The organism is Bradyrhizobium sp. SZCCHNR2028, from assembly GCF_032380995.1.
Taxonomy (GTDB): Bacteria; Pseudomonadota; Alphaproteobacteria; order Rhizobiales; family Xanthobacteraceae; genus Bradyrhizobium.
The window spans coordinates 64,783-76,178 of sequence record NZ_JAUHJF010000023.1; the positions used below are offsets into that span (position 1 = coordinate 64,783).

At 66.6% G+C, this 11,396-nt stretch carries 11 protein-coding genes; 10 read left to right on the forward strand and 1 reads right to left on the reverse strand.

Features of this window, described 5'->3' with window-relative positions:
- Window positions 1-44 precede the first annotated feature (44 nt).
- The 10 genes from tkt (at window position 45) to QX121_RS27280 (ending at window position 10,459) form a co-directional block, all read left to right on the forward strand.
- Window positions 45-2,030 (forward strand): transketolase, encoded by a 1,986-nt coding sequence (gene tkt / locus QX121_RS27235; RefSeq protein ID WP_315771743.1) that lies wholly within the window; start codon window positions 45-47, stop codon window positions 2,028-2,030.
- A 213-nt stretch (window positions 2,031-2,243) separates the two neighbouring features.
- The gene (gene gap / locus QX121_RS27240; protein ID WP_315771741.1) at window positions 2,244-3,251 is read left to right on the forward strand and encodes a type I glyceraldehyde-3-phosphate dehydrogenase; all 1,008 of its coding nucleotides are present in this window, start codon (window positions 2,244-2,246) and stop codon (window positions 3,249-3,251) included.
- Window positions 3,252-3,355: 104 nt separating this feature from the next.
- A complete protein-coding gene (locus tag QX121_RS27245) occupies window positions 3,356-3,499 on the forward strand; it encodes a hypothetical protein (RefSeq protein WP_315734412.1) in 144 nt (47 codons plus the stop codon).
- A gap of 27 nt (window positions 3,500-3,526) precedes the next feature.
- Window positions 3,527-4,717, forward strand: coding sequence for a phosphoglycerate kinase (locus QX121_RS27250; protein WP_315813510.1), 1,191 nt, complete (start codon window positions 3,527-3,529; stop codon window positions 4,715-4,717).
- 46 nt (window positions 4,718-4,763) lie between these two features.
- Complete coding sequence (locus QX121_RS27255; protein ID WP_315813511.1) at window positions 4,764-5,021, forward strand: hypothetical protein; 258 nt, start codon at window positions 4,764-4,766, stop codon at window positions 5,019-5,021.
- 197 nt (window positions 5,022-5,218) lie between these two features.
- Complete coding sequence (gene fba / locus QX121_RS27260) at window positions 5,219-6,286, forward strand: class II fructose-bisphosphate aldolase (RefSeq protein ID WP_315771738.1); 1,068 nt, start codon at window positions 5,219-5,221, stop codon at window positions 6,284-6,286.
- A 448-nt stretch (window positions 6,287-6,734) separates the two neighbouring features.
- Complete coding sequence (locus QX121_RS27265; protein WP_315813512.1) at window positions 6,735-7,757, forward strand: class I fructose-bisphosphate aldolase; 1,023 nt, start codon at window positions 6,735-6,737, stop codon at window positions 7,755-7,757.
- Window positions 7,757-8,434: a thiamine phosphate synthase gene (locus QX121_RS27270; protein WP_315813513.1), complete on the forward strand. Its 678-nt coding sequence runs from the start codon at window positions 7,757-7,759 to the stop codon at window positions 8,432-8,434. Before QX121_RS27265 ends, QX121_RS27270 begins: the two co-directional genes overlap by 1 nt.
- A gap of 9 nt (window positions 8,435-8,443) precedes the next feature.
- On the forward strand, window positions 8,444-9,538 hold the full coding sequence (locus QX121_RS27275; RefSeq protein WP_315813514.1) for a tetratricopeptide repeat protein: 1,095 nt from the start codon (window positions 8,444-8,446) through the stop codon (window positions 9,536-9,538).
- 129 nt (window positions 9,539-9,667) lie between these two features.
- Entirely contained in the window at window positions 9,668-10,459 is a 792-nt protein-coding gene (locus QX121_RS27280) for an inositol monophosphatase family protein (RefSeq protein WP_315734428.1), read from the forward strand.
- 173 nt (window positions 10,460-10,632) lie between these two features.
- On the opposite strand, the gene QX121_RS27285 is transcribed toward QX121_RS27280, so the two are convergent.
- Complete coding sequence (locus QX121_RS27285; RefSeq protein WP_315813515.1) at window positions 10,633-11,229, reverse strand: hypothetical protein; 597 nt, start codon at window positions 11,227-11,229, stop codon at window positions 10,633-10,635.
- Between the last annotated feature and the right edge of the window lie 167 nt (window positions 11,230-11,396).

Below are 11,396 nucleotides of genomic sequence, written 5' to 3' on the forward strand. Positions count from 1 at the left end.
CGGCGCTCCTGTCATCAGCATTTCACGTTTGGACGGATTCCAGCATGACGCAGGTCGATCATTCCCGCATGGCCAACGCCATCCGCGGGCTCGCAATGGACGCCGTCGAGAAGGCCAAATCGGGCCATCCGGGCCTGCCGATGGGCGCGGCGGACGTCGCCACCGTGCTGTTCACCCGCGTGCTGAAATACGATGCCGCAGCGCCCGCCTGGCCGGACCGCGACCGCTTCGTGCTCTCCGCCGGCCACGGCTCGATGCTGCTCTATGCGCTGTTGTATCTCACCGGCAACGAGGAGATGACGCTCGACCAGATCAAGCGCTTCCGCCAAGTCGATTCGCTGACGCCGGGCCACCCGGAGAATTTCCGCACCAAGGGGATCGAGACCACCACCGGCCCGCTCGGCCAGGGCATCTCCACGGCGGTCGGCATGGCGCTGGCCGAGAAGATGCTGCAGGCCGAATACGGCAAGAAGATCGTCGACCACCACACCTATGTGCTGGCGTCCGACGGCGACCTGATGGAGGGCATCTCCCAGGAAGCGATCGCGATGGCCGGGCACTGGAAGCTCAACAAGCTGATCGTGCTGTGGGACGACAACGGCATCTCGATCGACGGCCCGCTGTCGATTGCCGACTCGGTCGACCAGGTGAAGCGCTTCAAGGCGTGCGGCTGGGCCGCCGAGCTGATCGACGGCCATGACCCGGAGGCGATTGCCGCCGCGATCGCACGGGCCCAGAAATCGTCGAAGCCGTCGCTGATCGCCTGCAAGACCACGATCGGCTACGGCGCGCCGACCAAGGCCGGGACCTCCAAGGTGCATGGCGAGGCGCTCGGGGCAGAGGAGCTGAAGGGCGCCAAGGAGAAGCTCGGCATTTCGCAGGAGCCGTTCTCGGTGCCCGACGACGTGCTCGCCGCCTGGCGCGAGGCCGGCCGCCGCGGCGCGGCTGCGCGCGGCGAATGGGAGACCCGGCTTGGCGAGATGGGCCCGCGCAAGCGCGCCGAGTTCGAGCGCCGGCTGCGCCACGAGCGGCCCGCCGCGCTGGCGAAGGCGCTGAAGGACCACAAGAAGGCGCTGCTGGAGACCCCGCTCAACGTCGCCACCCGCAAATCGTCGGAGGCCGCGATCGAGGTGATCGCAGCCGCAATGCCGTTCGAGTTCGTGGCCGGCTCCGCCGACCTCACCGGCTCCAACAACAACAAGGCGAAGTCGGCTGTCTCGTTCTCGGCCAAGACGCCGAAGGGGCGCTTCATCCATTACGGCATCCGTGAGCACGGCATGGCCGCCTGCATGAACGGCATCTTCCTGCATGGCGGCTTCGCGCCCAACGGCGCCACCTTCCTGGTGTTCTCGGACTATGCGCGTGGCGCTATCAGGCTGTCGGCGCTGATGGGCGCCGGCGTCGTCTACGTGCTGACGCATGATTCGATCGGCCTCGGCGAGGACGGCCCGACGCACCAGCCGGTCGAGCATCTGGCCGCGCTGCGCGCGATCCCCAACATGCGGGTGTTCCGGCCGTGCGATGCGGTCGAGACCGCCGAATGCTGGGAGCTGGCGCTGAACCGCACCAACGGTCCGACCGTGCTGGCGCTGACGCGGCAGAACCTGCCGCAGCTGCGCACCAACGCACCATCCGACAGTCCGTGCAGCCGCGGCGGCTATGAGCTGGTCGCCGCCCAGGGCGAGGCCAAGGTGTCGCTGTTCGCGACCGGCTCCGAGGTCGAGATCGCGGTGGCGGCGCAGAAGCAGCTCGCCGAGCGTGGCATCCCAGCCCGCGTCGTCTCGGTGCCGTCTCTGGAGCTGCTGCTGGAGCAGCCGGCCGAGACCAGGGCCAAGATCATCGGCAACGCGCCGGTCAAGATCGCCGTCGAAGCCGCGGTGCGCTGGGGCTGGGACGCGGTCATCGGCCAGGACGGCATCTTCATCGGCATGCATTCGTTCGGCGAAAGCGGCCCGGCCAAGGAGCTCTACAAGCATTTCGGCATCACCGCCGAGGCGGCTGTCGCGGCGGCCGTACAGCGGCTGGCGTAAAGGCCCGCTCGCCCCTGCGCGGCGGTTCACCAAATCAGGAGCGCCGCACGAACGTGCTTCGCGACGGTTGAGCGATCGCAAAAAAAGGACTACGAAAGGACCATATCGTCCGCTCCCGCCCGGCAGAACCGGGCGGCAACAGTTCCAAAACCCTCGTGGGGCCCGTGAGAAGGCTGCCGACGGGGATGAGAAACGTCATTGAAGGAGACGAAAATGGCAGTCCGGGTCGGGATCAACGGGTTTGGCCGCATCGGCCGCAACGTTCTGCGTGCCATCGCGGAATCGGACCGCAAGGACATCGTGGTGGTCGGCATCAACGATCTCGGCCCGGTCGAGACCAATGCCCATTTGCTGCGCTTCGACAGCGTGCACGGCCGCTTTCCCCACACCGTGACCGTCGACGGTGACAGCATCGACATCGGCAACGGCAAGATCAAGGTGACGGCCGAGCGTGATCCGTCGAAGCTGCCCTGGAAGGATCTCGGCGTCGACATCGCGCTGGAATGCACCGGCATCTTCACCTCAAAGGACAAGGCCTCAGCGCACCTGACCGCCGGCGCCAAGCGCGTGCTGGTCTCCGCGCCGGCCGACGGCGCCGACGCCACCATCGTCTACGGCGTCAACCACACCGCGCTGACCAAGGAGCACTTGGTCGTCTCTAACGGCTCCTGCACCACCAACTGCCTGGCCCCGATCGCCAAGGTGCTGAACGACACGGTCGGCATCGAGACCGGCTTCATGACCACGATCCACGCCTACACCGGCGACCAGCCGACGCTCGACACCATGCACAAGGATCTCTATCGCGGCCGCGCGGCGGCGATGTCGATGATCCCGACCTCGACCGGTGCGGCCAAGGCGATCGGCCTGGTGCTGCCCGAGCTCAAGGGCAAGCTCGACGGCGTCGCGATCCGGGTGCCGACGCCGAACGTGTCGGTGGTGGATCTCAAGATCGTCGCCAAGCGTAACACCGATCCGAAGGAGATCAACGAGGCGATGAAGCGCGCCAGCGAGCAGGAGCTCAAGGGCATCCTCGGCTACACCACGGCGCCGAACGTCTCGATCGACTTCAACCACGATCCGCACTCCTCGACGTTCCACATGGACCAGACCAAGGTCATGAACGGCAACCTCGTGCGCGTGATGTCCTGGTACGACAACGAGTGGGGCTTCTCCAACCGCATGGCCGACACGGCCGTGGCGATCGGCAAGCTGCTGTAACTCTCTCCCAGTCATTCCGGGGCGCCTCGCAGAGAAGCCCCCGGAATCTCGAGTTCCGGGTTCGGTCCGGCGGACCGCCCCGGAATGACGACTGAGGAAGCGTCATGACCCTTCCCAACTGGCTCGGTATCCCCGGTGCGATGTTGCTGATCGGCCTGATCGCTTATGGCTTCCGCCAAGGCATGCGGGTGACGGCGAAGCAGGAAGGCAATCCGCCGGAAAACACCGACGGATATAATCACCACTGATTAGTCCCTCGTTTTACGGTGGCTTCAATGAAACAATTCCGCACACTCGACGACGTCGACGTCAAGGGCAAGCGCGTGCTGCTGCGCGTCGACCTCAACGTGCCCATGGAGAATGGTCACGTCACCGATGCCACGCGCCTGGAGCGCGTCGCGCCGACCATCAATGAGATCGCGACCAAGGGCGGCAAGGTCATCCTGCTCGCCCATTTCGGCCGGCCCAAGGGGCGTGATCCGAAGGAGTCGCTGAAGCCGGTCGCCGCCGCTTTGTCCGCGGTGATCAAGCGCCCGGTCGCCTTTGCCGATGACTGCATCGGCGCGCCGGCCGCGAGCGCCATTGCCGCCATGAAGGACGGCGACGTGCTGTGCCTGGAGAACACGCGCTTCCACAAGGAGGAAGAGAAGAACGATCCGGCGTTCGTGGCCGAGCTCGCCAAGCTCGGCGACATCTGGGTCAACGACGCCTTCTCGGCCGCGCACCGCGCCCACGCCTCGACCGAGGGCCTCGGCCACAAGCTGCCGGCCTATGCCGGCCGCACCATGCAGGCCGAGCTCGACGCGCTCGACAAGGCGCTGGGCCGGCCTGCCAAGCCCGTGATCGCGGTCGTCGGCGGCGCCAAGGTCTCGACCAAGATCGACCTATTGGAAAACCTCGTCACCAAGGTCGATGCGCTGGTGATCGGCGGCGGCATGGCCAATACCTTCCTGCATGCCCAGGGCGTGCAGATCGGCAAGTCGCTGGCAGAGAAGGATCTCGCCGCCACCGCTCTTCGGATCATGGAGAAGGCGGAAGCCTCGAACTGCGCCATCATCCTGCCGGTGGATGCCACCGTCTCCTATCACTTCGCGGCGAACTCGCCGTCCTTCGCCTATGGGCTCGACGCGATCCCGCCGGACAGCATGATTCTCGACGTCGGCCCGCAATCGACCGCGCGCATCCATGCCGCGATCGACGATGCGGCGACGCTGGTCTGGAACGGTCCGCTCGGCGCCTTCGAGCTAACGCCGTTCGACCGCGGCACCATGGTCGCCGCGAAGCATGCCGCCGAACGCACCAAGGCCAAGAAGCTGGTCTCGGTGGCCGGCGGCGGCGATACCGTCGCCGCGCTCAACCAGGCAGGCGTGGCCGCCGACTTCAGCTATGTCTCGACCGCCGGTGGCGCCTTCCTGGAGTGGATGGAGGGCAAGCCGCTGCCGGGCGTCGAGGTGCTGAAGGCCTGATCTGCCGGCCCTTGTCGGCCATGGATGTTTCTGTTATGTTCCATCCATGGTCGAGACTCCGACAGACGCTGTCCATTCGATCCTGATCAAGATCCAGGAGAGCATTGCTGCGCTCCGGACAGAGGTCGGACAGTTCAGGCTGGATAATCGAGCCGAGCACGAGCGCATGGAAGCCTTGATCCGCAAGCAGCGTCGGGACTCTGCCGGCATGCTGGTGATGATGCGCGCGACCGCCAGTGACTTCGACGAGCGTGTCACCGAGGTCGAGGAGCGCATCGCTGCTCTTGAAGCCAGGAAGACCTGATCTCCCATCGTTGAGCTACCGGCAACGCGCCAGCCCCTACGCGCTAACCCTAGACATATCCTGATCGCCTCCTCCTCCGGGCTGCGTCGCCACTGCCCTTGGAATCCGCCCACCACCGCGTTATGCACGGTGCAGCAGTTTCGGCGCGTGCGCATCCTGCCGCACGGTCCAATCCTTAATCTCAGGGAGTTCCAGCCATGGCTCGTATCACGTTGCGTCAATTGCTCGATCACGCGGCGGAAAATGACTACGGCGTCCCGGCCTTCAACATCAACAACATGGAGCAGGCGCTGGCGATCATGGAGGCGGCCAATGCGGTCGACGCGCCCGTCATCATCCAGGCCTCGCGCGGCGCCCGCTCCTACGCCAACGACGTGATGCTCAAGCACATGATGGACGCGGTCACCGAGATCTATCCGCACATTCCGGTCTGCGTGCATCTCGACCATGGCAACGAGCCCGCGACCTGCATGACCGCGATCCAGGCCGGCTTCACCTCCGTTATGATGGACGGCTCGCTGAAGGCCGACGGCAAGACCCCCGGCGACTGGGACTACAATGTCGGGGTGACCAAGGCCGTCACCAACATGGCGCATCTCGGCGGCATCTCGGTCGAGGGCGAGCTCGGCGTGCTCGGCTCGCTCGAGACCGGCATGGGCGACAAGGAGGATGGCCACGGCGCCGAGGGCAAGCTGTCGCACGATCAGCTGCTGACCAATCCCGACGAGGCGGTGAAGTTCGTGCGTGAGACCAAGGTCGACGCGCTCGCGATCGCGATGGGCACCTCGCATGGCGCCTACAAGTTCACGCGCAAGCCGGACGGCGACATCCTCGCCATGAACGTGATCGAGGAGATCCACCGCAAGCTGCCGAACACGCATCTGGTGATGCACGGCTCGTCGTCGGTGCCGCAGGACCTTCAGGAGATCATCAATTCCTTCGGCGGTAAGATGAAGCCGACCTGGGGCGTGCCGGTCAGCGAAATCCAGCGCGGCATCAAGAACGGCGTGCGCAAGATCAACATCGACACCGACAACCGCATGGCGATGACCGGCCAGATCCGCAAGGTGCTCTCGGAGCACCCGGAAGAGTTCGATCCGCGCAAGTACCTGAAGCCGGCGATGGAGGCGATGGCCAAGCTGTGCAAGCAGCGCCTGCAGGAGTTCAACACCGCCGGTCAGGCTTCCAAGATCAAGCGCGTGCTGACGACCGCCGAGATGGCCAAGCGCTACGCCAAGGGCGAGCTCGATCCGAAGGTGGCGTGAGCCGGCGTTTACAGCCCACTCGGCCCGCTGAGCTTGCTAGACCTCGGTGGTCACCGCGACGGCAGTGAGCTCCCCTCCCCCTTGCGGGGAGGGGTCGGGGGTGGGGGTCTCCGAGTGATCCTATCAGTGATGGGCTCGATAGCACGTGTCGGCGATCTTGCAGTTATGAGTTATGAGCGACACAGCGAAGGCCTGACCGCGCGCACCCCCATAGCGATTGACGAGGGACGATTGTAGACGCAACTCACTGAATTCAGCGCGCGTGGACCCCCAACCCCAACCCCTCCCCGCAAGGGGAGTCGGCTGCCTTTGACGCGACAGGTCGTCTGATCAGCAATCTCTCCTTCACCTCTGCGAGAGCCTGCCTTGGCTGTGGCCAATGTTTGCTCGGCATCCGCCCGAGAACCGTCTATTTTGATGGGCAGGGCAGGTGCGTCTGGAGCCAAGCATGAATCTCTCCGCACTGAACAGCACGGCCCTTGCCATGGTCACGCCGGGCAAGGGCATCCTCGCCGCCGATGAATCGACCGGGACGATCAAGAAGCGCTTCGATGCCATCAAGGTGAAATCGACCGAACAGAACCGCCGCGACTATCGCGAGATGCTGTTTCGCAGCGCAGGCATGTCGTTCATCTCCGGCGTCATCCTCTATGACGAAACCATCCGCCAGAACGCCGCCGACGGCACCCCGCTGGTGAAGCTGATCGAGGCGGCCGGCGGCATTCCGGGCATCAAGGTCGATGAGGGAACGCAGCCGCTACCCGGCTGCCCCGGCGAGCGGGTCACGGTCGGCGTCGACAGGCTTGCGGATCGGCTGGCGACGTACTACGCGCTGGGTGCGCGCTTCGCCAAATGGCGGGCCGTGATCGATATCGACAAGGACAATATCCCTTCGATGACAGCGATCCATGTCAACGCGCATGCGCTCGGCCGCTATGCCGCCCTGTGCCAGGCCGCGAACATCGTGCCGATCGTCGAACCGGAGGTGCTGATGGACGGCGATCATGACATCGGTCGCTGCTTCGACGTCACGCGCCGCGTCCTGAACGAGGTGTTTCGTGAATTACGCATCCAACGCGTCGCGTTGGAAGGCATGATCCTGAAGCCCAACATGGCGGTCCCCGGCAAGCAGTCGCCGGACCAGGCCGGGGTGCAGGAGGTCGCCGAAAGGACCGTCCAACTGCTGAAGGAATGCGTGCCCGCGGCGGTGCCCGGCATCGCCTTCCTGTCCGGCGGCCAATCCGACGAGAGCGCCACCGCGCATCTCGACGCGATGAACCGGCTCGGGCCGCTGCCCTGGAGGCTGACCTTCTCCTATGGCCGCGCGCTGCAGGCGGCGCCGCAACAGGCATGGGCCGGCAAGGCGGCGAACGTCCCCGCCGGCCAGCGGGCCTTCACCCACCGCGCCCGCATGAACGCGCTTGCAAGCCGCGGCCAGTGGACCGCAGCGCTCGAGAAAGAGGCCGCATAGTGTCCGGCAAGACGACTTCCGCGCGACCCGCACCGCGCCTCTATCTGGCAACGCCGGTCGTGACCGATGCGGCGGCGCTTGCCGCCGACCTGCCAGCGATCCTCGCCAACGCCGATGTGGCGGCGGTGCTGGTGCGGCTGAAGGAGAACGATCCGCGCAGCATGATCACGGCGGTCAAGACGCTGGCGCCGGCGATCCAGGGCGCCGGTGCGGCGCTGCTGATCGACGGCCATCCCGACATCGTGGCCCGCGCCGGCGCCGATGGCGCGCATCTGACCGGCGTCGCTGCGCTGGAGGAGGCGCTGCCGGGGCTGAAGCCGGACCGCATCGCCGGCGGCGGCGGCCTGTCGACACGCCATGATTCGATGCGTGCCGGCGAGCTCGGCGCCGACTATGTGCTGTTCGGCGAGCGCGATGCGCAGGGACGGCGGCCGTCGCCGGATGCCGTCAACGAGCGCCTCGCCTGGTGGGCGGAGCTGTTCGAGCCGCCCTGCGTCGGCTATGCGATCTCGCTCAAGGAAGCCACCGACTTCGTCGCGGCCGGAGCCGATTTCGTGCTGGTCGACGACCTCGTCTGGAACGACGCCCGCGGTCCCGCCGCGGCGCTTGCAGAGGTCAGCACCGCGATCGGGAGCGCATATGCGGCCGCGCCGGCCGACGCGCCGGGACAGAGCTGAACGGGGCCGATGACGATCCTGCGCCTGACATGTGTTGTTGCTGCGCTCGCCATGGCGATGACGGGCGCGGCCGCGCAGATCTCGTTGACGCCGCCGGCTCTGCAGCCGCCGACGGAAAAGCCCAAGCCGACCGAACGGCCGGCGGAGAAGGCGGCTGAGAAGCCCAGGCCGCCGGTACCGCCCGCGGCAAAGAAGCCGGCCCCTTCCCCCTCCGGCAAGCCGGCGGCTCCTGCACCGGCCACGACGCCGCAGCCCGCCGCCAATGATCCCAATGTCGACCTGGTCTACGGCGCCTATCAGCGCGGCCAGTACAAGACCGCCTTCGACCTGGCGTCGCCGCGCGCCCAGGCCGGCGATCCCAAGGCCATGGCGATGCTCGGCCAGCTCTACGAAAACGCCATGGGCATCCGCCGCGACTACGACAAGGCGGCGACCTGGTACAAGCGCGCCGCCGAGGCCGGCGACCGCGAGGCGATGTTCGCGCTGGCGATGATGCGGCTGGCGGGGCGCGGCGGCCCGATCGACAAGCCGGAGGCGGTGAAGCTGCTCGCTTCCGCCGCCAAGCTCGGCGAGCCCAAGGCTGCCTACAATCTCGCTTTGCTCTATCTCGACGGCCAGACCCTGCCGCAGGACCTCAAGCGCTCGGCCGAGCTGCTGCGCATGGCGGCCGACGCCGGCAGTCCCGAGGCGCAATATGCGCTGGCGACGTTCTACAAGTCGGGCACCGGCGTCCCGCAGGACCCGGAGAAGGCCGCCCGCCTGCTGCAGGCCGCCGCGATTGCCGACAATGTCGACGCCGAGGTCGAATACGCCATCGCGCTGTTCAACGGCACCGGCGTGCCGAAGGACCAGCCCGCGGCCATCGCGCTGCTGCGCCGGGCCGCGCGGCAGAACAGCCCGGTCGCCCAGAACCGGCTGGCATGGGTGCTGCTGTATGGAATCGCCACCCAGATGGACAAGGTCGAGGCCTACAAATGGCACCTGGTGGCCAAGACGGCCGGCAAGGGCGATCCCAAGCTCGACGAGAAATTCGCCGACATGCCCCCCGAGGACCGTGCCAAGGGCGAGCAAGCCGCCAAGCGCTGGCTGGGCACCATCAAGTGATCGGCCGCTGATCCGGCCTTGACGCGGCGGCCCCAGCAGGGCACCCACAGCCAGCCATTTCACCCGCCTTCGTCCGCTTCCGGGGAAGGCGCGCACCGCAAGGTGCGGTCAGCCCAGCGCATCGAGCTCATGATCCATTCCGCCCTCATCAATGTCATGGTCAAGGCCGCGCGCCGGGCCGGCCGCAACCTCAAGCGCGACCTCGGCGAGATCGAGCATCTGCAGGTGTCGCTCAAGGGGCCTGCGAACTTCGTCTCGCGCGCCGACAAGAAGGCCGAGGAGATGCTGTACGAGGATCTCTCCAAGGCCCGTCCCGGCTACGGCTTCATCGGCGAGGAAGGCGGCAAGCGGGAAGGCAGCGACAAGTCGCACACCTGGATCGTCGACCCGCTCGACGGCACCACCAATTTCCTGCACGGCATCCCGCAATTCGCGATCTCGATCGCGCTCCAGCGCGAGGACACCGTGATCGCCGGTGTGATCTACAATCCCGCCAATGACGAGCTCTACATCGCCGAGCGTGGCAAGGGCGCGTTCCTCAACGACCAGCGGCTGCGCGTCGCCGCACGGCGCCAGCTCCACGAATGCGTCATCGCCTGCGGCCTGCCGCATATCGGCCGCGGCGACCACCAGCTGTTCCTGCGCGAGATGACCTCGCTGCAGGTCAAGGTCGCCGGTCTCCGCCGCTTCGGCGCCGCCTCGCTCGACCTCGCCTTCGTCGCGGCGGGGCGCTTCGACGCCTATTGGGAGCGCGACCTGCAACCCTGGGACATCGCCGCCGGCTTGATCATGGTGCGTGAGGCCGGTGGCACCGTTTCCGGCATCGACGGCAAGGAGGACGCGCTGGCCACCGGGCACGTCGTGTGCGGCAACGAGGTCATTCACCGCGAGCTGGTGAAGGTGCTGAAGGCGGCGGCGTAACGGCCTCGAGCGGCTGCTGCGCGCTTGGGACCGGGCTTTCGCCCCTCGCTCGCTGTCATCATCCGCGACGCGGATGATCCAGGACGCCGGGACCGCTGTGATGAACTCTACGGTCGGTGTCTACAGGATGCCCGCCTTCGCGGGCATGACCATCGTGAACGTCACGGCCAGCCTCAGCGCCGGCCGCTGGTGAACGCCTGTGGCGTTGCGCCCGGCAGCGCCGGCGAATTGATGTCGCTGTCGATGCGGTCGGACGACCGGCCGGCGTAGCTGAAGCCGAGCGACAGGCTGACATTGGACGTCGGCTTGAACTCGACGCCGCCATTGATGGCGTAGGCCGGAGTCGAGGTGGAGCGCGAATCGAACGTCGCGAACGGGCCGCCGAGGCCGGGATTGTACTTCAGCGCCTCGAAGCCGCCGTAGACACTGACGCCGCTCTTGAAGGTGTAGCCGTATTGCGCGCCTTCGGTCGTGTACGAGCCGAGCGAGCCGTAGCGATTGACGATGTTCGAGCTCAGGCCGACGCCAGTGAGCGCCGACCAGTTGTTCGCCACGCTGTAGCGCCGCGCGAAGAAGCCGCTGTCGCTGCCGTTCGCCGTGAAGCTCGGAAAGTTGCCGTAGGAGTCGAGGCTGCCGGAGTCGCTGAAGCCGACCGGCCAGCCCGGCAGCCAGTATTTCACGGGGCCCGACTGGGCGTGAGCCCCGGGAGCGCCGAGGCAGAGGCCAGCCAGCAGAAACGCGAAAGCCAATTTGCGTGGGAACATCGACATGCCGTTACCGCTTCACGTCGGCGGATCATACACGCGGAGAGTGGCGAACTCCAGACAGAGAAGGGATTTCGAGCGCGGCCGCGAAGCCGGTGCGCTCCCCTCCCCCTTGCGGGGAGGGGTCGGGGGTGGGGGTCCACGAGTGACCGACCGGGTTGATCCCTGACATT

Excerpts from the sequence above, each read along its gene's own strand:
- QX121_RS27285 (WP_315813515.1), bottom strand. The coding sequence starts at position 11,229 with ATGTCGATGTTCCCACGCAAATTGGCTTTCGCGTTTCTGCTGGCTGGC.
- QX121_RS27245 (WP_315734412.1), top strand. The coding sequence starts at position 3,356 with ATGACCCTTCCCAACTGGCTCGGTATCCCCGGTGCGATGTTGCTGATC.
- fba (WP_315771738.1), top strand. The coding sequence starts at position 5,219 with ATGGCTCGTATCACGTTGCGTCAATTGCTCGATCACGCGGCGGAAAAT.
- gap (WP_315771741.1), top strand. The coding sequence starts at position 2,244 with ATGGCAGTCCGGGTCGGGATCAACGGGTTTGGCCGCATCGGCCGCAAC.
- QX121_RS27255 (WP_315813511.1), top strand. The coding sequence starts at position 4,764 with ATGGTCGAGACTCCGACAGACGCTGTCCATTCGATCCTGATCAAGATC.
- QX121_RS27265 (WP_315813512.1), top strand. The coding sequence starts at position 6,735 with ATGAATCTCTCCGCACTGAACAGCACGGCCCTTGCCATGGTCACGCCG.
- QX121_RS27280 (WP_315734428.1), top strand. The coding sequence starts at position 9,668 with ATGATCCATTCCGCCCTCATCAATGTCATGGTCAAGGCCGCGCGCCGG.
- QX121_RS27250 (WP_315813510.1), top strand. The coding sequence starts at position 3,527 with ATGAAACAATTCCGCACACTCGACGACGTCGACGTCAAGGGCAAGCGC.
- QX121_RS27275 (WP_315813514.1), top strand. The coding sequence starts at position 8,444 with ATGACGATCCTGCGCCTGACATGTGTTGTTGCTGCGCTCGCCATGGCG.
- tkt (WP_315771743.1), top strand. The coding sequence starts at position 45 with ATGACGCAGGTCGATCATTCCCGCATGGCCAACGCCATCCGCGGGCTC.